The organism is Amycolatopsis sp. NPDC088138 (assembly GCF_044741685.1).
Lineage (GTDB): Bacteria > Actinomycetota > Actinomycetes > Mycobacteriales > Pseudonocardiaceae > Amycolatopsis.
On sequence record NZ_JBIUTB010000007.1, the window covers coordinates 256,963 to 278,121 of the forward strand.

22 protein-coding genes are annotated in these 21,159 nt (G+C 69.6%); 7 read left to right on the top strand and 15 right to left on the bottom strand.

From position 1 onward, the window contains the following. Together ACIOD2_RS37755 and ACIOD2_RS37760 are read left to right on the top strand one after the other, a co-directional pair. Window positions 1-426, top strand: a complete 426-nt coding sequence (locus tag ACIOD2_RS37755) for a PPOX class F420-dependent oxidoreductase (protein ID WP_400549478.1) — start codon at window positions 1-3, stop codon at window positions 424-426. 85 nt (window positions 427-511) lie between these two features. Then, on the top strand, window positions 512-1,903 hold the full coding sequence (locus ACIOD2_RS37760) for an FAD-binding oxidoreductase (RefSeq protein WP_400549480.1): 1,392 nt from the start codon (window positions 512-514) through the stop codon (window positions 1,901-1,903). A 3-nt stretch (window positions 1,904-1,906) separates the two neighbouring features. Here ACIOD2_RS37760 and ACIOD2_RS37765 read toward each other — a convergent pair whose 3' ends face one another. The 4 genes from ACIOD2_RS37765 to ACIOD2_RS37780 form a co-directional block, all read right to left on the bottom strand. Continuing rightward, a complete protein-coding gene (locus tag ACIOD2_RS37765) occupies window positions 1,907-2,617 on the bottom strand; it encodes a DedA family protein (RefSeq protein WP_400549482.1) in 711 nt (236 codons plus the stop codon). 45 nt (window positions 2,618-2,662) lie between these two features. Next, window positions 2,663-3,049 carry a hypothetical protein gene (locus ACIOD2_RS37770; protein WP_400549484.1) on the bottom strand — a complete coding sequence of 129 codons (387 nt, stop codon included), beginning with the start codon at window positions 3,047-3,049 and terminating at the stop codon, window positions 2,663-2,665. A gap of 25 nt (window positions 3,050-3,074) precedes the next feature. Further along, on the bottom strand, window positions 3,075-4,226 hold the full coding sequence (gene nagA, locus ACIOD2_RS37775; protein ID WP_400550632.1) for an N-acetylglucosamine-6-phosphate deacetylase: 1,152 nt from the start codon (window positions 4,224-4,226) through the stop codon (window positions 3,075-3,077). 91 nt (window positions 4,227-4,317) lie between these two features. Then, the gene (locus ACIOD2_RS37780) at window positions 4,318-4,890 is read right to left on the bottom strand and encodes a SigE family RNA polymerase sigma factor (protein ID WP_323325727.1); all 573 of its coding nucleotides are present in this window, start codon (window positions 4,888-4,890) and stop codon (window positions 4,318-4,320) included. A 189-nt stretch (window positions 4,891-5,079) separates the two neighbouring features. Between ACIOD2_RS37780 and ACIOD2_RS37785 the strand changes: the two genes are divergently transcribed. Next, complete coding sequence (locus ACIOD2_RS37785) at window positions 5,080-5,364, top strand: YciI family protein (protein ID WP_400549486.1); 285 nt, start codon at window positions 5,080-5,082, stop codon at window positions 5,362-5,364. On the opposite strand, the gene ACIOD2_RS37790 is transcribed toward ACIOD2_RS37785, so the two are convergent. The 6 genes from ACIOD2_RS37790 to ACIOD2_RS37815 form a co-directional block, all read right to left on the bottom strand. Further along, window positions 5,359-6,294: a PDR/VanB family oxidoreductase gene (locus tag ACIOD2_RS37790; protein WP_400550634.1), complete on the bottom strand. Its 936-nt coding sequence runs from the start codon at window positions 6,292-6,294 to the stop codon at window positions 5,359-5,361. The genes ACIOD2_RS37785 and ACIOD2_RS37790 overlap by 6 nt on opposite strands. A gap of 50 nt (window positions 6,295-6,344) precedes the next feature. After that, window positions 6,345-7,205: a metal-dependent hydrolase gene (locus ACIOD2_RS37795; RefSeq protein WP_400549488.1), complete on the bottom strand. Its 861-nt coding sequence runs from the start codon at window positions 7,203-7,205 to the stop codon at window positions 6,345-6,347. Beyond that, a complete protein-coding gene (locus ACIOD2_RS37800; protein ID WP_400549490.1) occupies window positions 7,202-8,674 on the bottom strand; it encodes a flavin-containing monooxygenase in 1,473 nt (490 codons plus the stop codon). Before ACIOD2_RS37800 ends, ACIOD2_RS37795 begins: the two co-directional genes overlap by 4 nt. 81 nt (window positions 8,675-8,755) lie before the next feature. Next, complete coding sequence (locus ACIOD2_RS37805; RefSeq protein WP_400549492.1) at window positions 8,756-9,229, bottom strand: pyridoxamine 5'-phosphate oxidase family protein; 474 nt, start codon at window positions 9,227-9,229, stop codon at window positions 8,756-8,758. 9 nt (window positions 9,230-9,238) lie between these two features. Continuing rightward, window positions 9,239-10,153, bottom strand: coding sequence for an SDR family oxidoreductase (locus ACIOD2_RS37810; protein ID WP_400549494.1), 915 nt, complete (start codon window positions 10,151-10,153; stop codon window positions 9,239-9,241). A gap of 81 nt (window positions 10,154-10,234) precedes the next feature. Then, window positions 10,235-11,143, bottom strand: a complete 909-nt coding sequence (locus ACIOD2_RS37815) for an aldo/keto reductase (RefSeq protein WP_400549496.1) — start codon at window positions 11,141-11,143, stop codon at window positions 10,235-10,237. A gap of 72 nt (window positions 11,144-11,215) precedes the next feature. Between ACIOD2_RS37815 and ACIOD2_RS37820 the strand changes: the two genes are divergently transcribed. Then, window positions 11,216-12,037, top strand: coding sequence for an LLM class F420-dependent oxidoreductase (locus ACIOD2_RS37820; RefSeq protein WP_400549498.1), 822 nt, complete (start codon window positions 11,216-11,218; stop codon window positions 12,035-12,037). Window positions 12,038-12,198: 161 nt separating this feature from the next. Continuing rightward, complete coding sequence (gene fbaA / locus ACIOD2_RS37825; protein WP_400549500.1) at window positions 12,199-13,230, top strand: class II fructose-bisphosphate aldolase; 1,032 nt, start codon at window positions 12,199-12,201, stop codon at window positions 13,228-13,230. 48 nt (window positions 13,231-13,278) lie between these two features. Here the strand turns inward: fbaA and ACIOD2_RS37830 are convergent, their stop codons facing one another. Next, the gene (locus tag ACIOD2_RS37830) at window positions 13,279-14,079 is read right to left on the bottom strand and encodes an HIRAN domain-containing protein (RefSeq protein WP_400549502.1); all 801 of its coding nucleotides are present in this window, start codon (window positions 14,077-14,079) and stop codon (window positions 13,279-13,281) included. A 195-nt stretch (window positions 14,080-14,274) separates the two neighbouring features. After that, the gene (locus ACIOD2_RS37835) at window positions 14,275-15,468 is read right to left on the bottom strand and encodes a hypothetical protein (RefSeq protein ID WP_400549504.1); all 1,194 of its coding nucleotides are present in this window, start codon (window positions 15,466-15,468) and stop codon (window positions 14,275-14,277) included. Between the two features lie 296 nt (window positions 15,469-15,764). Between ACIOD2_RS37835 and ACIOD2_RS37840 the strand changes: the two genes are divergently transcribed. Together ACIOD2_RS37840 and ACIOD2_RS37845 are read left to right on the top strand one after the other, a co-directional pair. Next, entirely contained in the window at window positions 15,765-16,175 is a 411-nt protein-coding gene (locus ACIOD2_RS37840; protein WP_400549506.1) for a DUF3151 domain-containing protein, read from the top strand. Window positions 16,176-16,246: 71 nt separating this feature from the next. Beyond that, window positions 16,247-16,891, top strand: coding sequence for a TetR/AcrR family transcriptional regulator (locus tag ACIOD2_RS37845; protein ID WP_400549508.1), 645 nt, complete (start codon window positions 16,247-16,249; stop codon window positions 16,889-16,891). A gap of 1 nt (window position 16,892) precedes the next feature. On the opposite strand, the gene ACIOD2_RS37850 is transcribed toward ACIOD2_RS37845, so the two are convergent. The 3 genes from ACIOD2_RS37850 to ACIOD2_RS37860 form a co-directional block, all read right to left on the bottom strand. Beyond that, a complete protein-coding gene (locus ACIOD2_RS37850) occupies window positions 16,893-18,059 on the bottom strand; it encodes a GGDEF domain-containing protein (protein ID WP_400550636.1) in 1,167 nt (388 codons plus the stop codon). Between the two features lie 319 nt (window positions 18,060-18,378). Then, a complete protein-coding gene (locus ACIOD2_RS37855) occupies window positions 18,379-19,638 on the bottom strand; it encodes an MFS transporter (RefSeq protein ID WP_400549510.1) in 1,260 nt (419 codons plus the stop codon). Between the two features lie 317 nt (window positions 19,639-19,955). Beyond that, window positions 19,956-21,101: an LLM class flavin-dependent oxidoreductase gene (locus ACIOD2_RS37860; RefSeq protein WP_400549512.1), complete on the bottom strand. Its 1,146-nt coding sequence runs from the start codon at window positions 21,099-21,101 to the stop codon at window positions 19,956-19,958. Between the last annotated feature and the right edge of the window lie 58 nt (window positions 21,102-21,159).

Consider the following 21,159-nt stretch of genomic DNA (forward strand, 5'->3'; position numbering starts at 1 on the left):
ATGACCGACGACACAGCGTTGAGGGACTTCATCACCTCGCACCGCCACGGCGTGCTCGCGACGATCCGCCGCGACGGCCGGCCGCAGCTGTCCACCATCACCCACCTCTACAACCCGGAGACGGACACGATCACCGCGTCGATCACCGAGACGCGGGCCAAGACGAAGAACATGCGCCGCGACCCGCGCGTCACCTACCACGTGGGCAGCGAGGACGGCTGGAGCTACGTGGTCGCCGAGGCGCACGCGGAGCTGACCGACCCGGCCGCCGCCCCGGACGACGCGACGGTGGAGGGCCTGGTCGGCTACTACCGCCGGGCGGCGGGTGAGCACCCGAACTGGGACGAGTACCGCGAGGCGATGGTCACGGACCAGCGCGTCCTGCTGACCCTGCACCTGGACAAGGTCTTCGGCGTGATCCGCTGACGCCCGGTCGTCCGCACTGCGCTGAACCGGGCAGATTCGAAAGAAGATTTCCGCAGTGCGGACTATCCGGGCTTACCATGAAGCTATGAGCGACGAAGCTTTGGTCACCCGGCTCCGCGACCTGCTCGGCAAGAGCGCCGTGCTCACCGATTCCGACGTCACGGCGTCGTACTCGCGCGACATGATGCCGCTCGCGCCCTCCGGGGTGCCGCTCGCCGTGGTGCTGCCCGAGAACACCGAGCAGGTGCAGGCCGTCGTGAAGGCCTGTGCCGCGGCGAAGGTGCCGATCGTGCCGCGCGGGGCCGGTAGTGGCCTCTCCGGTGCCGCCAACGCCATCGACGGCTGCGTCGTGCTCGCGCTGACCAAGCTCAACGAGATCGTCGAGATCGACGCCGGGAACCGGCTGGCCGTCGTGCAGCCCGGGGTCGTCAACCTGGACTTCCGCAACGCCGTCGAGAAGCACGGCCTCTTCTACCCGCCGGACCCGTCCAGCTACGACTGGTGCACCCTCGGCGGCAACCTCTCCACCAACGCCGGCGGCCTCTGCTGCGTGAAGTACGGCGTCACCACCGACTCCGTCCTCGGCCTCGAGGTCGTGCTGGCGGACGGCGAGATCCTCAAGACCGGGCGGCGGACGGTCAAGGGCGTCGCCGGCTACGACCTCGCGCGGCTGTTCGTCGGCAGCGAGGGCACACTCGGGGTCATCACGCAGGCGACCGTCCAGCTCAAGCCGCTGCCGCAGGCGCCGGCGACGTTCGTCGCGGGCTTCACCACCGCCGAAGCCGCCGGTGAGGCCGTCGCGCGGGTCGTGCGCGAAGGGCTGGTGCCGTCGCTGCTCGAGATCATGGACGCGTCCTCGATCAAGGCGTCCGAGACCTACCTCAAGACGGACCTCGGCGCGGGCTCGGAGTGCCAGGCCCTGCTGCTCGGCCAGTCCGACGCCGGGGGTGAGGTCGCCCGCCGCGAGCTCGCCAAGCTCGAGCAGATCTGCGTCGACTGCGGCGCCGACCTCGCCTACACCACCGAGGACCTCGAAGAAGGCCGGATGCTGCTGCAGGCCCGCCGGGTGGTGCTGACGGCGCTGGAGACCTACGGCCTCTGGCTCACCGACGACGTCTGCGTCCCGCGCACGCGCATCGCCGAGCTCATCCGCGGCTGCGAGAAGGTCAGCGAGGACGTCGGCCTGCGGATCGCCGTGGTCGGCCACGCCGGCGACGGCAACATGCACCCCACGATCGTCTACCAGCCCGACGACCCGGACGAGTTCGCCCGCGCCCAGCGCGCGTTCGACGAGATCCTCGAGATCGGGCTCTCGCTCGGCGGCACGGTGACCGGCGAACACGGCGTCGGCAAGATCAAGCGTGAGTGGCTGGAGCGCGAGATCGGCCCGATCGGCATGCGCGTGCACCGCGAGATCAAACGGGCCCTCGACCCGGAGAACCTCTTCAACCCGGGCTCGATGTTCTCGATGACCTGAGGGTCAGTCCTTGATGCGCGGGATGCGCTGGGTGACCTCGGGGTCGGACGACGCCATGGCGGCCGACGACTTCTTCTCACGCCGCGACTTGAGGTACTCGAACAGGATCGGGACCACCGAGACCAGCACGATCAGCACGAAGATCGAGTCGACGTTGTTCCGGATGAAGCCGATGTTGCCGAGCAGCGAGCCGAGGATCGTGATGCCCGCGGCCCAGAGGATGCCGCCGAGGATCGTGTACGTGAAGTAACGCTTCGGGTCCATCCGGCCGATGCCGGCGATCCAGGTGATGAACGTACGCACGAACGGCACGAACCGGGCCAGCACGACCGCCTTGGGGCCGTGCTTCTCCAGGAATTCGTGCGTCTTGTCGATGTACTCGCGCTTGAAGAACTTCGAATCCGGCCGGTTGAACAGCTTGGGCCCGACGAAGTAGCCGAGGTAGTACCCGACGACGTTGCCGAGCAGCGCCGCGACCGTGACCAGCACACACACGAGCCACAGGGACGCGTCGAGGGTGCCGTTCGCGATGAACAGGCCGGCGGTGAAGAGCAGCGAGTCACCGGGCAGCACCGGGAAGATGCTGCTCTCGATGAAGATGATCAGGCACAGCACCGCCAGGACCGGTGTCGTCAAGCCGCTCAGCAAGTGCTGCGGGTCCAGCCAGGACGGCAGCAGGGACATCGTGTTGACGGTGCTCTGCGCGAGAATCACCTCAAAAACGGTACAGGGTCACCCTGAGTGCCTGATAAGACCCGTTCAGACCAGCGTGAGCAGGCCCACGACCGACCCCGCGGCGAGGCCCAGCAGCACCGCGAGCATCAGGATCCAGTACGCCGGGAGCTGCGCGCCCGTCGTCGCCTGGCGGACCGTCTCCGGTTCGGGCTCCGGGCGCGGTGTGAACGTCGTGGGCGCGTCGGCGTCGTCCAGTGCGGCGCGTTCCCGCTCGAGCGAGTCCGCGCTGGCGCCGGAGAGCAGGCCGTAGGCCGAGGGCAGCTCGGCCGGCTTGGCCAGTGCGTCGGTCGGGCCCGTGCCGGTACCCGGCTCGGGTTCCCGGGCCGGGGCGGGGGACGCCTGCGGGGCGAAGACGGCTTGCGCGCGAAGGGCGTCCGCCAGCAGCTGCTCGGGGTCCTTCGGCTCGCTCATCCCACCCGTCTCCTCGTCGTGAGTTTTAGGTGCTCAAGGTAGCCGTACCCACTTCGGCGACCCATTCACCCCGGCGCAGCACCTTGGCCGGCCGCAGGTCCGCGTCGAGCACCACGACGTCGGCCACCTTGCCCGGGACCAGCGATCCCGTGCGGTCGGCGATGCCGAGCAGCTCGGCCGGACGGCGGGACGTCGCGTGCACGGCGTCCAGGATCCCGAGTTTCGCACCGTTGACGAGGTTGCGGAAGGCGGTGTCCATCGTCAGGGTGCTGCCGGCCAGCGAACCGTTGTCGGCGAGCGTGGCGACGCCGTCGTGCACGTCGACCTCGAGCCGGCCCAGCGTGTAGCGGCCGTCGGCGGCGTCGGTGGCCGACATGGCGTCGGTGATGAGCACCGTCCGGTTGCGGCCCGCGTGCTTGGCGGCCAGCCGCACCACGGTCGGGTGCAGGTGCACCAGGTCGACGATCAGCTCGATCGTGATGCGCTCGTCGTCCAGCAGCGCGCCGACCGGGCCGGGTTCGCGGTGGTGCAGCGGGCGCATGCCGTTGAACAGGTGCGTCGCGACGCTCGCGCCCGCGTCGATCGCCGGCCGGAGCTGCTCCTCGACGCCGTCGGTGTGCCCGATCGCGGCGATGACGCCCGATTCGGCCAGCTGCCGGACGGCCTTGACCCCGCCGTACAGCTCCGGGGCGATGGTCACCATCCGGATCGCGCCCTGGCCGGCCCGCAGCAGCTTGTCGACCGTGCCGGTGTCCGGCTCGAGCAGCGTCTCCGGGTCGTGGGCCCCGCAGCGGGCCTTCGAGATGAACGGCCCCTCCAGGTGGATGCCCGCGACCTCGCCGTCCTGGACGATCTCACGCAGCGCGGCCACCTGCTCACGCAGGATGTCCACCGGATCGGAGACCAGGCTGGCGAGCATGGTCGTGGTGCCGTGACGGCGGTGTGCCCGCACCGCCGTCAGGAGCTCCTCCGGATCGAGGGAGGTGAACGAAGCACCTCCCCCGCCGTGGCAGTGGGTATCGACGAATCCAGGCACGACCAGTGCCCCGCCGACGTCCACGTGCTCGCCGGACGGCGGGGTCCCGGAACCCACGCCGGCGATCCGCCCGTCGGAGACGGCCAGCCAGCCGTCGTCGAGTACACGGTCCGGGGCGACGACCCGGCCGCCCATGATCACGAAATCTCCGGCGCCTCTCACGTACCCCAGCATATATTGGTCTGGACCAAGCATGGTGATACGACTCAGTGATCGGGATGGTCCACCCGGGTCACTGTGGCGTCTGCATGGCCTTCTGAAGAGCTTCGAGCGCCCGGCTGGCGGTCGACTTGACGGTACCCTTGGAGATGCCCGCGGCCTCAGAGATTTCGGCCTCGCTCAGCCCACCGTAGTAACGCAGTACCAGCACTTCACGCTGGCGGGGCGGCAGCTTGGACAGCGCGCTGACCACCGCCTGGTGCTCGCTGGAGAGCATCGCGAGGCTCTCCGCGGACCGCGCGTTGACGGCGTGCGGCGGCACGTACTCCCGGGCGGTCTTGCGCCGGCGCAGCACGCTGCGCGACCCGTTGACCACGGCGGTGCGCAGGTAACCGACCGCGGCCGCGGCGTCACGCAACCGGCCCCAGTTGCGGTGCAGGCCGGTGAAGGCCTCCTGGACCACGTCTTCCGCCGTCGCGGGCTCGTCGACCAGCAGAATCGCCAGCCGGACCAGCCGCATGCGGTGCTGGCGGTACAGGTCTTCGAGGTTCAGCGGCGCCGGTGTCTGCACCGGAGCCGGCCCGTCCATGACCCGCAAGTGGCCGAGGGTCGCCTCGACACTGCGTTCCGCATTGCCTTCGAGCATGAACCCCTGCCTGTCCTCGACCCCGGTTTGCACGGTGTGCCGCGTCAGCAGGTTCACGGTATTCACAGCGCTCACACAGGTACTGACGCACGCCTAGCCTATCGGGTTGGCCCCGCGTCGCCAGCGTTCGGATACTGGGACACAGAGTAGCGTCGGTCGCATCCCGCCCGTCCGAGCACGGAGATCCACATGGCCTGGTACCTCGTCGAAATCACCTACGTCCAGGAGAAGCTGCAGGAGGTGCGCCCGCGCCACCGCGACTTCCTGGCCAAGCTCGCCGAAGAGGGCCGGGTCGCGGTCGCCGGCCCGCTCGGTGACGGCACCGGCGGCGTCACGCTCTACCAGGCCGATGACGACGCGCACCTCAAGGAGACGCTCGACCAGGACCCGTACGCCCTGGAGGGGGTCATCGCCGAGCGGACGGTCCGCGAGTTCAAGCCGGTCATCGGCGCCTGGCTGCCCGAGGGCTCATAACTCCAGCACCGCGGGGCCGCGGTCGACGCAGATCCGCATCGATCCGCCGTCGGCCGTCGGCACCGCGCAGGTCCCGCAGAAGCCCTGGCGGCACGAATACGGCGTGTCGGGCAGCACTTCGCGGACGACGTCGAGGGCGGACCGGTCACCCGGGACGTCCAGCACCCGCCCCGACCGGCGCAAAGTCAGCCGGAACGGCTCGCCCGCCACGATCGGCGGCGGGGCGAACCGTTCGAAGTGCACCGCGCCCGTGGTCAGGGCCAGGTCGACCCGGACGCCGGTGATCATCGGCACCGGGCCGCAGCAGTACACCGCGGCGCCGTCCGGCATGCCGTCGAGGAGCTCGGCGCCCGAGGCCGGGATGCCGTACTCGGTGTCCGGGCGGATCCAGGCGCGCTCGTAGGCCGCCAGTTCGTCGACGAACGGCATCGACGCCCGGCTGCGGCCGGTGTAGACCAGCCGCCAGTCCACGCCGAGTTCCACGCAGCGGCGGACCATCGGCAGGATCGGCGTGATCCCGATACCGCCCGCGACGAACAGGAACGGCCCCTGGCCGACGAGCGGGAACGCCGTCCGCGGCCCGCGCACGGTGACCCGCGTGCCCGGTGTCAGGGTGTGGACCTCGGCCGACGCGGCACCGATCTTCCGCACGGCGATGCGGTAATGGTCCTTTTCGGACGGGTCGCCGCACAGGGAGTACTGCCGCACCCGCCCGGACGGCAGGACGAGGTCGACGTGCGCCCCCGGCCGCCAGCCCGGCAGCGGCGCACCGTTCGCCAGGCGCAGGCTCACGACGCCCTCGGCTTCGGGGCGGACCGCTTCGACCGTCAGCGGCAGGTCCCGGTCGACCGCGCGCACCTGCGGCCGCCGTTTCCCGCTGACCTGCGAGAGCCGGCGGTACACCCCGACCACGCCGACCATCGCGGACATCAGCCGGTCGGTCCGGTCGCTGCCGTCGAGCCGGGTGGGCCGGCCGAGGGTCACCCCGCCGCCCGCGCGGCGGGTGAGCTCGCCAGGTAGGCCACGGCCTGTTCGGTGTTGCCCGTCTCGGCCGGGTGGTACGCCTTCCGGAAGTACGGCCGGATCTCCCGCAGCAGCTGGCGCCCGGTCGGCAGCAGGCCCTTCTTCGCCGCCCGCCGATAGCCGCGCAGGGACGCGCGCCCCGGGCGGGTCGGGTCGTTGCGCATCAGGAACCGCGTGCCACGGAGGAACACCCAGGCCAGCACCGGCGTCACCGCGGCCATGCTGCGCACGCGGCGGGTGTAGCGGCCGTCGAGGTGCACGAACAGGTCGAACGCGACCGACCGGTGTTCGACTTCTTCCGCGCCGTGCCAGCGCAACAGATCGAGCATCACCGGGTCCGCGCCGGCCTCGGCGAGCGGCGCGTCGAGCACCCACTGGCCGAGGAACGCCGTGTAGTGCTCGATCGCGGCGACGATGCCCAGCCGTTCGACCAGCCACTCCTCGGCGGCCCGGCCGGTGAGGTCGCGGTCGCCGAGCAGCTTCCGGAACAGCCACTCCATCTGCGCGATGTACGGCCGCACGCGCACCCCCGCGGCCTCCAGGTGCGCGGCCGCGCCGTCGTGCGCCTCGGCGTGCACCGCCTCCTGGCCGATGAAGCCGAGCACGTCCTCCTTGAGCCGCTCGTCGCGGATCAGCGGCACGGCCTGCTTGAACACCTCGACGAACCAGCGCTCACCCTCGGGCAGCGCCAGGTGCAGCACGTTGATCGTGTGCGTGGCCTGAGGCTCGCCGGGGATCCAGTGCATCGGCAGGCTCGCCCAGTCGAAGTGGACGTCCCGGGCGTGCAGCACGAACTGCTCAGTGTCCTCGCGGGTCATTGCGCACGACCACTGAGCTCGTAGTCGGCCGGGTCCACCTTCCGCGTCTCCAGCCAGTACCGCCAGGTGAAGCCGGGCCAGATGGTCCGGTTGACCCCCTTGGCGTCGAGGTACCAGCTCTTGCAACCACCCTGCGTCCAGACGCCCTTGACCAGCTTGTCCTGGATCTCGCGCTGGAACTCGTCCTGCACCCCCGGCCGGACGTCGACCGCGGCGGCGCCGCGCGAGTCGGCCAGCTTGATCGCGTCGACGACGTAGCGCGACTGCGACTCGATCATGAAGACGACGGAGTTGTGGCCCAGCGCGGTGTTCGGGCCGAGCAGGAAGAACAGGTTCGGGAAGCCGGACACGGTGATGCCCTTGTGCGTCTGCATCCCTTCGGCGGCCCACTCCTTGGCCAGGTTGCGGCCGTCGACGCCGGTGATGTCCAGGTACTCCAGCGCGTCGGTGACCTTGAAGCCGGTGCCGTAGACGATCGCGTCGACCTCGTGCTCGACCCCGGCGGAGTCGACGATCGAATGCGCCCTGACCTCCTTGATCCCGGAGGTGTTCACGTCGACGTTCGGCCGGTCCAGCGCCGGGTAGTAGTCGTTGGAGATCAGGACGCGCTTGCAGCCCATCGTGTAGTCGGGTGTGACCTTCTTGCGCAGCGCGCGGTCCGTGATGCCCTTCGCGATGTTCCGCTTGGCGATCAGCTCGCCGGCCTTCATGACACCCGGGTGGCCGTTGAAGCCGATGGCGCGGGCTTCGAGGAGCCAGTACAGCGCGTTGCGGTAGGCCCGCTGGGCGCCGGGGACGCGGCGGAACAGCGTCCGCGACCACTCCGGCATCGCGTGGTCGGGCTTGGGCATGATCCACGGCGGCGTCCGCTGGAAGAGCGTCAGCTCCGCGACGTCCGGGGCGATCTTCGGGACGAACTGGACCGCGCTGGCGCCGGTGCCGACCACGGCGACGCGCTTGCCGCGCAGGTCGTACTCGTGGTTCCACTGCGCGGAGTGCCAGGTCTGGCCCTGGAAGTTCGCGATCCCGGGCAGCTCGGGGACCTGCGGGATGTGCAGGCCGCCGACGCCGGAGACGAGGAACTGCGCGGAGAACTCCCGGCCGTCCTTGGTCGTCGCCGTCCAGCGGCGCTCCTGCTCGTCCCAGTGCGCGCCGGTGAGCTCGACGCCGAAGCGGATCTTCTCGCGCAGCCGGTACTTGTCCGCGACACCCTTGAGGTAGTCGAAGATCTCCGGCTGCGGCGAGAACGACCGCGACCAGTCCGGGTTCTGCTCGTACGAAAACGAGTACATGTGCGACTGGACGTCACACGCGCACCCGGGGTACGAGTTGTCGCGCCAGGTGCCACCCACCTCGCCGGCCTTCTCCAGGATCACGTAGTCCCGGATGCCGGCCTTTTCGAGCTGGATCGCCTGGCCGAGCCCGGAGAACCCGGTGCCCACGATCACGACCTTGAACCGCTCGGTCATCTGTCGGCCTCCGCTGCTTCGAGGAAACTGCGGAGATGACGTTACCTCAAGTAACAGTTACTTGGAAGTACAACCTACCGGTTAGTACGTCCCACCGAGCTTCGTGTGGTCCCAGCTGACGATCTTCGTCGGACGGAAGATCAACCCGACCCGCTTGGGCGCCTGACCTGCGATGAAGGTGCTCAGCTCGGACGGTACGGGGTCGCCCGGCTTGGCGCCCGCGTAGCGCTGCATGAGCGTGATCCCCATCCGGGTGACTTCCTCGGTGTCCTCGACGAGCTGGACGTCGGCCTCGAGCGAGATGCCGCGGAGCTTCTCGTAGGTGTCGCCGTCCTCGATGAGCACCGTCGCCTCCGGGAGGCGGCGCAGGTTCTTCGCCTTCTGCGACGTCCCGTACGTCCAGGTCGCGACGCCGTCCTCGTGCGGGTAGTACCAGAGCGGCGCGAGGTGCGGGCGGCCGTTCGGGCCGACGCTGGCGACGTTGATGACCTTCTGCTCGGCGAAGAACCCGCGGACCTCGTCCTCGGTCATCCTGATCTGGTCGCGACGTGACATCCGCAGCTCCTACGACTTCGTCGTGGCCGCGCGGCCGCCGTGCCCGGTGACCGCGGACTCGAACGCGCCGCGCGCCTCGATGTCGGCGAGCGCGGCCTTGTCCGCCGAAGGTACCCGGCTGCGCGAGCCGATCTCGATGATCGGCGGCAGGAACGCGCGGATCAGCTTGAGCCCGCCGACCCAGCGCGGCACGTGGATCGTCCGGGCGCGCTTGAGGATCCCGGCTTCGAGGTCGTCGAGGGCGACGTCCAGCGGGTAGGTCTTGCCGATCAGGCCGGGCATCGACGCGCGGAGCTTGCCGAACACCGGGTGCGCGTCGGCGCTCTCGACCAGGTCGGTGCGGATCCACGTCGGGTGCGCGACGCCGACCTTCACGCCCAGGTGGGCGACCTCGGCGCGCAGGCTGTTCGAGAAGGCCTCGACGCCGGCCTTCGCGGCGGAGTAGTTGGCCATGCCGGGCGCGTGCGTGATCGCGGCCAGGCTCGAGATGGCGAGCAGGTAGCCCTTGCGGTTGATGACGTGCGGCAGCGTGACGCGGAACGTGCGCCAGACGCCGAGCAGGTCGACCTCGATGACCTTCTCGAACGCGGCTCGGTCGACGGAGCGGACGAAGCCCGCGGTCGCGATGCCGGCGTTGGCGATGACGATGTCGATCCCGCCGAAGTGCTCGACGACGCCGGCGGTGGCGGCTTCGAGCGCGTCCCAGCTGGTGACGTCGGCTTCCCAGGACTTCGCGTTGGCGCCGATGCGGTCGGCGACCTTCTGCTGCTCCTCGGCTTCGAGGCCGACGAGGGCGACCTTCGCGCCGCGCGCGGCGAGGCGTTCGGCCAGCCCGGCGCCGATGCCGCGGGCCGCGCCGGTGATCAGGACGACTTTGCCGTCGACCTTCTTGGAGCCGCTGAACAGCGAAAACGGGTTGGCCACGGTGCCCTCCTGGACGTCGCACGTCGCTTCTGGAGGGCACCGTACCTCAACTTACCCGCAGTAAGCTACCCGATAGTAGGTTCAGGCTTCGCTCAACGCGGTGACTTCGGCGCCGGTCAGCTCGAGCGTCACCGACGCGATCAGGTCCGTCAGCTGCTCGGGGGTCCGGGCGCTGGCGATCGGCGCGGCGACCGTCGGCTGCACCCGCAGCCAGGCCAGCGCCACCGTGGCGACCGAGACGCCGTGCGCCTGCGCGACCTCGTCGAGGACCGCGAGCACGCGCTCGCCGTTCGCGTCCAAATAGGACGATGCGCGGGCGGCGCGCGGGCTGTCGACCGGCTCGTCCTTCGAGCGGTACTTGCCGGTGAGGAACCCCTTGGCGAGCGCGAAGTACGGCAGGGTCGCGAGGCCTTCGCGGGCGACGAGCGGGGCCAGGTCGTGCTCGTAGTCGCGTTCGACGAGGTTGTAGTGCGGCTGCAGCACGGCGAACCGCGCGAGGTTGTTCTTGTCCGAAGTGGACAGTGCGTCGGCGAGCCGTTCGGCGCTGTAGTTGGACGCGCCGAGGTGGCGGACCTTGCCCGCGCGGACCAGCGCGTCGAACGCGGTGAGCGTCTCCTCGAGCGGGGTGTCGGGGTCGTCCCGGTGTGCGTAGTAGAGGTCGATGTGGTCGGTTCGCAGGCGGCGCAGGGAGTCCTCGGCCGCGGCCTGGATGTTCTTCGCGGACAGGCCCGGCCGGCCGTCCCACATGCCGACCTTGGTCGCGACGACGACGTCGTCCCGGTTGCCGCGCGCGGTCAGCCAGTTGCCGAGGATCTCCTCGGAGCGGCCGCCACCGCCGTAGAGGTCGGAAGTGTCCACGAAGTTGCCGCCGGCCGCGGTGTAGGCGTCCAGCACGGCGAAGGACTGCGGCTCGTCGGCCGTCCAGCCGAAGACGTTGCCGCCGAGGTTGAGGCCGTACACGTCGAGGTCGGTGTTGCCCAGCTTGGTCATGTCACCACGCTAGCTTTCCCACGAGCTGGGAGGGTGGGAGGAAAATCGGTGTCCCACGCGTTGGAGTGTTCCATGGCAATCGAACTGGGCAAGCTCGGAATCTGGCGCTACCACGGAAACGTCGACGCGAAGTTCGCGGCCGACGCGGAGGCTCTCGGCTACAGCGCGATCTGGCTGGGCGGCTCGCCCGGCGGCGACCTCGCGTCCGTCGACGACCTGCTCGCCGCGACGGACTCGCTGGTCATCGCGACCGGCATCGTGAACATCTGGCAGGACGAGCCCGCTTCGATCGCGCGGGCGTACGAGCGGATCGCGGGCAAGTACCCGGACCGCTTCCTGCTCGGCGTCGGTGCGGGCCACCGCGAGGCGACCAAGGAGTACAAGAAGCCGTACGCGGCGCTGGTCGACTACCTCGACGGCCTCGACGCGGCGGGCGTCCCGGTCGGCGGCCGGGCCTTGGCCGCGCTCGGCCCGAAGGTCGTCAAGCTGTCCGGCGACCGTACGGCGGGCGCGCACCCGTACCTGACCACGCCGGAGCACACGCGCGACACCCGCGAGATCCTCGGCGCGGGCAAGCTGCTGGCGCCGGAGCACAAGGTCGTCGTGTCGACCGACGTCGCCGAGGCGCGCGCGCTCGGCCGTCAGACGGTGAAGTACTACCTCGGGCTGTCGAACTACGTCGCCAACCTGCGCAAACTCGGCTTCACGGACGCCGATCTGGAAGGCGAGGGCAGCGACCACCTGATCGACGCCCTCGCCCTGCACGGCGACGCGGCGACGGTGGCCCGCGGCCTGTCGGCCCACCTGGAGGCGGGTGCGGACCAGGTGATCGTCCAGGTCCTGAACGAGGACCCGTGGCCGGCCTACCGCGCACTGGCTTCCGAGCTGCTGTGATCCTCGTCCGGCCGCCGGTGCGCCGGCGGCCGGACGCAGTCCTTCTGAACCGATTCGACGTGCGGAGAAGTTTCCGTGGTTTCGGAGCGGGGACCGGTGTGCGGCGGCGGTACACCTCGTACGATGCGGTCGGGACCCATCCCTGCCAAGGAGGAATACCGATGCCCATCGCGACCCCCGAGGTCTACGCGGAGATGCTCGACCGGGCGAAGGCGGACCAGTTCGCCTACCCGGCCATCAACGTGACCTCGTCCGAGACCGTGAACGCCGCCATCCGCGGGTTCGCCGAGGCGGAGAGCGACGGGATCATCCAGTTCTCCACCGGTGGCGCCGAGTTCGCCTCCGGCCAGAAGGTCAAGGACATGGTCGTCGGCGCGACCGCGCTCGCCGAGTTCGCGCAGGTCGTGGCCGCGCGCTACGACGTCAACGTCGCGCTGCACACCGACCACTGCCCGAAGGACAAGCTGGACGGCTTCGTCCGCCCGCTGATCGAGATCTCGGCCGAGCGCGTCAAGAACGGCCAGAACCCGCTGTTCCAGTCCCACATGTGGGACGGCTCGGCGATCGACCTCGACGAGAACCTCGTCATCGCGCAGGAGCTGCTGGCCAAGACCGCGGCCGCGAAGATCATCCTCGAGGTCGAGATCGGCGTCGTCGGCGGCGAAGAGGACGGCGTCGAAGCCGAGATCAACGAGAAGCTGTACACCGCCGAAGGCGACTTCCTGAAGACGATCGACGCCCTCGGCGCCGGCGAGAAGGGCCGCTACCTGCTGGCGGCGACCTTCGGCAACGTCCACGGCGTCTACAAGCCGGGCAACGTGAAGCTGCGCCCGGACGTGCTGAAGGGCGGCCAGGAAGCGGCGGCGAAGAAGCTCGGCCTCGACGCCGGCGCGAAGCCGTTCGAGCTGGTCTTCCACGGCGGCTCGGGCTCGCTCCCGGAGGAGATCCGCGAGGCGGTGACGTACGGCGTGGTGAAGATGAACGTCGACACGGACACGCAGTACGCGTTCACCCGCCCGATCGTCGACCACTTCTTCAAGAACTACGACGGCGTCCTGAAGATCGACGGCGAGGTCGGCAACAAGAAGGTCTACGACCCGCGCTCGTACCTGAAGGCCGCCGAAGGTGGCATGGCCGCCCGTGTCGTGGAGGCCTGCCAGGCCCTCGGCTCGGCGGGCACGAAGGTCAAGTAAGCCGGACACGAAGGGCCGCCACGGTTTCCGTGGCGGCCCTTCGTCGTCTTACCCCTCACCTCGCCGGACCGCACGTCCCGGGTTCCGAGGCATCAGCAGCTCCACCTCGACACCCTTGGCTGTTCTGGTCGTGTAGGCCTCGCACCGGACGGCCAGGTTCTGTTCGGCAAACCGCTCGACCATCGTTTTGTACCTCTCGGTCATCGCGTAGGTGAGCTGGCCGACGCGCCGATCACCGAGACGGACTTCGATGGCTTGCCGGCCCTGGTACTTGCCGCTCTCGATCGTGCAGAAGGCCAACGACGCCACGACCTCCCGGTACTCCTGCTCGCCCGCGGGGGCGAAGCCGCGGAGCACGTCCTGGTGGTTCTCCTCCTTGGTCACCGTGCACGACCAGGCACTTCGGAGAAGCACGTCCGATTCCGTCAGTTTCGCGACGACCGGGTCCTCGGGTTCCTTGCGGGCGTGCAGTTCGCCGGGACCGGCGACGTGGAGGTAGATGCCGTAGAACTTCGCGCCGCCACCGGTGATGCGTGCCGGGCAGGTGCCCAGCACGCCGCCGGATCGGAGTTTCAGCAGCTCAGGCTGGTAATCCTCCGCCCAGGTGCTGGACAGGTAACCGACCTTGAGCGGGCGGTTGCCCACCAGGACGTCGACCCGTACGGCGTTCCCGTCCCACGGGTTCTCCGGCTCCGGTACCAGTACCGCCGTCGTGGGCAGGTGGTCTTCGAAGTCCGTGCCGAAGGCTCTTCCGCCGGCGGCGAGGCGAAGGGCGTCCTGGTAGTGACTCTCGCCGACAACGGCGAGCCGTCCGTCATCGGAAAGGGGCACGAGCTTGAGGTGCGTCACGCCGGCGCTCGGCGGTTGAACGCGGGGACGAGGGGCTGCGGCGGAGATCGGCTGCCGAGGGCGTTGCACGGAAACCGGCGCACTCTGCGGTTGCGGCGTCTTGTTCCTTCGCGAGAAGGGCCACATGTCCTCATCCTCCGAGCTCGGCGCAGGTGGATCACGCGTGCCTCGGAGTCGTCGCCATCCGGCTCGTTGTTACGGGGTCGGCTGCACCGAGACCCGCCTCGCGGCCAGCCTCCGTGTGACCGGCCCGGCCGCCGCCCACAGGACGAACACCGCCACCAACGCCACCCCAGCCGTCCAGTACTCCACCGGCGGGGCCGACTCCGTGTGCGCGTCACCCAGCACCCAGGGCCGGAACTGCGACTGCAGCCACAGCGCGCCATAACCGAACGCCGTCACCAGCAACGCCCCCGCGCCCGCCGTCAACAGGCCGTGTCCGCGGCCGATCGTGAACGCCAGGTCCACGGCGAGACCCACGAAGAGCAGGTAGAACGGGATCGTCGAGACCGGGAAGCCCATGCCCAGCAGCAGTGGCCACATCACGCCGCGGTAGGCGATGTAAGCCAGCGCGACAAAGGAAGCCGACCAGCGGCGGCCCAGGGTGTGGCGGGCCAGGGCCAGGATCAGCGCCATCACGCCGATGCCCCACAGCGGGTACACCCACTCCGGGATCGGCATCGTGAAGTGCAGGATGGCCGTCCGGTCGACCGGGTGGCCGATCTGGTTGGCCGCGAACGACAGCAGCGACGGCTCGGCCTCCGGCGCGCCGCGCTCCCAGGCGCGCAGGCCGAGGATGCCGTACTCCTGCTGGCCGTTCGGGAAGAACGTGTTCTCCAGGAAGAACGCCCACAGCGCGAGCAGCACGCCGGTGCGGAAGCGGCCCGGCGGCGACAGCCGCAGCCAGCCCAGCAGCACGCCCGCCTGCATGATGCCCGTGCCCAGGTAGAGCATCATGTGCGACGGGCTCCACGCGGTCAGGTCGAGGCCGTTGACGCGGTGGTTGATGACGTCCAGCGGCGCCGCGACCAGGAACGTCAGCAGGCCGATCTGCATCAGCCGCAGTGACGTCTTGTCGGCGCCGAGGCCCGTGTAGCTGTGGATCGCCACCAGCACGACGATGATCACCGTGCCGACGGTGTTGATCAGGTGCGGCGGCGCCAGGTCGTCGCGCAGCCACATGAAGTGCCACGACATGTCCCACGACGAGCCGACGAGCTTGAAGGCGAACGCCGCCAGCCACATCCCGTAGCAGAACCGGAGCACCCAGTCCGGTGTCGGCTGCCCGGGTGCGCCGCGGTGCCAGTGCCGCGAGAAGAACAGCCGCGTCTTGCCGATGGGGCTGCGCGGGATCACGTCCGCTACCGGGACGTCCACTGCCTTGGCCATGCGGACATCATGGCCGCTCATGGTCACGAGCGGGCCAAGACAGTGGCAAACGACGCCAAAATCGGGGTTCCCCCGACCTTCTTCCCCACCACCACCCTCAACGGAGGCGCTTCGCGCCAGGGTTCACCCCTACGGGTGGACGATTTGCTTTCGCCCAGCAGCGGTTGGCAAGGTGTGCCGCCATGATGCCGAAACGAGTTGTCGCGGCGGTCCTGATCGCCGCCATGGTGCTGGCCGGCGGCGGGGTTCTGGCGGGCCTGTTCTTCTGATCCGTGAGCGTGGGCAGAATGGGCGGCATGACGCACAACCTGCTCGGCCCCGAGCCGACGCTGCTGCCCGAGCACACCGCCGCCCAGGCCGCGCTCGACGCCGGGAACGACCCGGCGACCGTCGCGGCCGAACACCCCGACTACAGCGAGGCGTGGGCTTCGCTGGCCGAGAAGGCCTTCGAGTCGGGTGAGACCGTCGCCGCCTACGCCTACGCGCGCACCGGCTACCACCGCGGGCTCGACCAGCTGCGCCGCGCGGGCTGGAAGGGCTTCGGCCCGGTGCCGTGGGCGCACCGCCCGAACCAGGGGTTCCTGCGCGCCCTCGCCGTGCTCGGCAAGGCCGCCGGCAAGATCGGCGAGACCGAGGAGTACGACCGCTGCCGGACGTTCCTCGCGGACTCCGACCCGGCCGCCGCGGAAGCCACCGGCCTGAAGTGACCCACCGGCCGTGAGTGGCGGTCCGGATCGCCACTCACGGCTCGGCCGTAGAACCAGTGAGGCAGGTCACCATGTCCAGCCCCGCGCCGCGCGGGCGGCCGCGGAAGCTCCCCGTCGGGGAGCAACGCGCCCGCGTGCTGCAGGCGACGGCGAAGGTCGTCGCGCAGCACGGGATGCAGGGCGCGACGATCGAGCAGATCGCGCGCGAAGCCGGCGTCTCGCGCCAAGCCGTCTACGAGCAGTTCGGCGACCGGACGGCGCTGTTCGCCGAGGTCGTGGCCGAGGTCGAAGGGCGGGCTTTCGCGGCCATCGCGAAGGCGTCGGCGGCCGACCCGCAGGCGGGCCTGCGGGAATGGGCGCGGGCCAGCTACGCCGGCATGGTCACGTTCGTCGCCGAGAGCCCGGAGGCCTACGGCGTGCTCCGGGCGGCGGAACGCGCGGGCGACCCCGCGCTCACGCGGCTGCGGGAGCGCCTGGCCGTCGTCTACGCCGACGCCAGCGCCAAGCGGTGGGCCGCGCACGGCATCGACTCCGGCCGCGCCGATCGGGCACTGGTCACGCTCTTCTTCGCGATGACCGAGTCACTGGTCCAGGCGACCTGGGACGGCGAGCCGCCACCCCAGGACGCCCTGATCGACCTGCTGACCGAGTTCACCGTCGGTGGTGTCACCCGCCTCCAGACGAAGGCGAGCGACGTCATCCACCGGTTGCGCTGAGCTAAGCCACGGCCATCTCGAGGTCCGGCGACCCGATCACCCGGTTTCGCCCGCCGTGTTTGGCCGCGTAGACGGCCGCGTCGGCGGACGCCATCACAGCCTCGATCGACGCCCCGTCGAGTGGGTACGCGGCGACGCCGATGGACGCTGTCTGCCTTCGGATGTCCACCGCCTCGCCCTCGTTGGTGGTGGTGCTGATGATCAGTTCACTGACCCGTTGCCTGATGCGTTCCGCGGTCACGATCGCGTCCGCTTTGGACGTCGAGGGCAACAGCGCGACGAACTCCTCGCCGCCGAACCGGCCGACCAGGTCGTGCGCCCTGGTCTCCTGCCTGACCACGGCCGCGACCGCCTTGAGCACGTCGTCCCCCGCGAGGTGCCCGTAGGTGTCGTTGATCCGCTTGAAGTGGTCGAGGTCGATCATCATGGCGCCGAAGCTGCCGTTCTCGCGCTCCGCGCGGGAAATCTCGCGCTCGGCACCGTCCTGCCAGGTCGTCGCGTTGAGCAGCTGCGTCTTCTGGTCGGTGGTCGCGAGCTCCTCGAGCCGCTTGATCAGCACCGACCGCTGCAGCACGTAGAGCGGCAGGATGACCAGCACCGACAGCAGCGGCTCTTCGTTGAGCACCATCACCAGCAGCGCGCCGACGCACAAAGTGGACAGTTCCAGCAGGTTGTCGTCCATGGTGCCGAGGCACGACACGGGGGTCGCGCTCTCGGGGTCGGCGAGGTAGAGGCCGAGGCCGGTGAGCGCGGTGTTGACCGTGAAGAAGGCGAGCCCGGCCAGCGTCACGGTCGCGACCCCGCTGCCGAGGGTCATGTGACCCACAACACCCCCGGCGAAGGCCGACAAGATCATCGTCGTCGCGTTCGCGGCCACGCGGTGAAATTCACCCGGACGGGTGCCAGACCAACTACGGAACGCTAGGTACACGTAGAGGACGACCCCGAGCGCGGCAACCAGCTGGGCCGGCAGCAGCAGTCCGGCGGGCAGCAGCCACACCGAAGTCATCGAGATGTACGGCCCCCGGCTGAGGATGCGGCGCTGCCGCTCCAGCCGCCTGCTGACCTCCGTCTGCGCCACGGCCAGGGCCGTGAGCAGCGCAAACGTGCCCAGTTGGGCGAGTGTGACCGGTACGGTCAACAGTGAAACGGCCGTCCACGTGAGCATGACCGTGATGGCGGTCAGCGTGGCGATGATCCAGTCGCGGGGCCGGGTCCACAGCGCCCAGCCCCTCACGCGAGAAATCAAGTCTTGGCCGTCCTGTTCCCCCGATGTGACCATTTTTCCCCCAGCCCCTTGCGCGGATCTACGGTGACAAAGTACTTACAGACAGTTTCAGACCGTTTGCCTGCTGTCCACAAGGGCAATCGGTGTGTACTTTTTCTTTGACACCGGAACGAGAGGGTGGCCAGCGATGCGCGGCAAAGAACAGTGACCGCACAGCGCACCGCAAGGTCGCGCAGGTCGAGCCCACGCGCGGGGCATGTCATGCATGTTCTGCGCGTGCGGCTTCTTTGTCGTTCCCTCGTCTCGGCTCGCCCGTCAGGGCTCGTGCCCACAGCGCCGCCAGCGGCAGGGTGAGCACGACCCCGACGATGCCGAAGATCCCGACGGTGCCGTGCGGGGACAGCTGGTCCGCGAGCACACCGCCGATCAGCGGGCTGACGCCCATCATCGTGGTCAGCCCGGTGTTGGACAGGCCCATCACCTGCGCCCGCTGCTCGTCGGGCACGGCCAGCGTCAGTGACGCGGTCGCCTGCAGCAGGCAGACGGTGCCGAAGCCGCCGGAGACGATGAACAGCACGATCGACGAGACCGGTCCGGGGTTCAGGAAGCACAGCACGAGCGGGACGGCGCACAGCGCCGAGAGCGGTCCGATCAGCTTCGGCCGCAGCCGCGCGGGCACCCAGCGCGTGTAGACGAAGGTCGCGATGACGCTGCCGATCGGGTCGGCCGCGAGCAGCAGGCCGATCGCCGAGGGGCCACCGCCCGAGGACGCCACGTACGGCGCCGCGATGCCCTCGTAGACCGGCAGGAGCCCCATCAGCCAGGTGAACAGCACCAGGGTGCGCAGCGACGAGTTCGCGAACGCCGTCCGGCCGCCGCCGCCGAGCGTCGCGAAGAAGGACTTGCGCTGCTCACCGGTCGCTGCGGCCGGCCGGGCGCGGACGCCGAAGCGGATGAAGAGCGCGGAGAGCACGAACGTGCCGGCGTCGATGATCAGCGCGATGTGCGGGTCGAGCGCGATCAGCAGCGCGCCGCCGCCGGCGAACCCGAGCAGCTGCGCGCTCTGCACGGTCATGCTGCGGATGCCCATCCCGACGACGAACCGGTCGCCTTCGAGCACCTGCGGCAGCAGCGCCAGCTGGGACGCCTTGAACGGCGGGTTGATCAGGGAGACGCCGCCGACCAGCACGCACATCAGCCAGAACGGCATGCCGGGCAGGGCGACGAGCAGGATCAGCCCGGCCCGCAGCAGGTCGACGAGCACCATCACGGAGCGGCGGGGGAAGCGGTCGGCGAAGCCGGTGAGGAAGATGCCGCCGAACAGCGACGGCGCGTAGGTCAGTGCGTACGTCAGGCCGGTCAGCGTGGCCGAGTTGGTGCCGGTGAACACCAGGATGGACAGCGCGACTCTCGCCAGCTGGTCGCCCGCGATCGACAGCAGTTCCCCGAACCAGAGCGCACGGAACTCGGCGATTCCGAACACCTCGCGGAACGTGATCCGGTCCGGCGGTGCTGCCATACGTCTTCTCCCGACCTCTTGTTCACACCGCGCCCCGCACATGACCGCCGGCGGCACGACGACCCGTCGGTCATAAGGCGGTCACGGTACGTGAGTTACCTCAGACAGTGTCCCGTGACGGTTGGTGAATCTCTAGGTTCTTTCGCCGGTATCGAAGGTGTCACGGAGCTTTCCCGAACGTGTCAGACGATAGCCCGCCGTGTTTGACCGATCGCTCAGGAGTCACTAATGGATCATTCCGTACCCGTTGGCCCAGGACCAGAGGCAAAAGTAGCCACCTCGCGCGGGGCGAGGTGGCTACCGGGGAGAAACGGAGATCAGCCGTCGACGGCCAGTGCGTCCTCGGCGGGTGCGCGGGTGGTCCCGGCGGCACGGGCCGCGTCGCGCTTGGCGACCTCTTCGCGGACGATCGGGATGACGTACCGGCCGAAGTCGATCGTGTCGCCGAGCATGTCGTAACCCCGGGCCGAGAGGATCTCGACGCCCAGGTCGTAGTAGTCCAGCAGGGCCTGCGCGACCGTCTCCGGCGTGCCGACCAGCGCGTTCGAGTTGCCCGCGCCGCCGGTCGCGGCCGCCGTCGGCGTCCACAGCGCGCGGTCGAAACGCTCACCCTGTGCGGCCACCGCCAAGAGCCGCTGGGAGCCGGTGTTCTCCGGCTCGGTCAGCTTGTGCCGGCGGGTCAGCGGCTGGCCGCCCTTGGTGCGGTCCTTGATCGCGCCGACCGTGCGGTGGGCCTTCTCCCAGGCCAGCTCCTCCGTGGGGGCGATGATCGGCCGGAACGCGACCTGGATCCGCGGCACGTCGGTGCGGCCGGCGGCCAGCGCGGCCGCCTTGACCGACTCGATCTGCTCGGCGGTCTGGGCCAGCGGCTCGCCCCAGAGGCAGAAGATGTCGGCCTCGGCGCCCCCGGCCGCGTACGCGGCGGGTGACGAGCCACCGAACGAGACACCCGGCCGCGGCTGCTGCACCGGCTTGATGTCGCTGACGTAGTCCGCGAAGCGGTAGTACTCACCCTCGAAGTCGAACGGCTCGTCCGACGTCCAGGCCTTCTTGATGATCTGGATGGCCTCGCGGGTGCGCCCGTAGCGCTGGTCCTTCGTCAGGAAGTCGCCCTCGCGCTGCTGCTCGTGGTCGTTGCCGCCGGTGATGAAGTGCACCGTGAGCCGGCCGTCGGAGATCTGGTCGAGCGTGGCGAACGTCTTCGCGGCGAACGTCGGGTACGAGACGTTTGCACGGTGCGCGAGCAGGATCTGCAGCTTGTCGAGCTTCGTCGCGACGTACGCGGCAGCTTGCGCGGGATCCGGGGAACCCGAGCCGTACGCGAACAGCACGCGGTCCCAGCCGAAGTCCTCGTGCGCGCGGGCCAGGCGCAGCGTGTACTCCTTGTCGAACACCCCGCCCGAGCGGGCGTGCGTCTCCGATCCGTCGTGCGTGCCCCCGATGCCCAGGAACTCCACCGGCATGACGTCCACCTTCTCTCGCGTCGCTACCCCCAACGGCTACGCCTGGGCGCACCCGCGC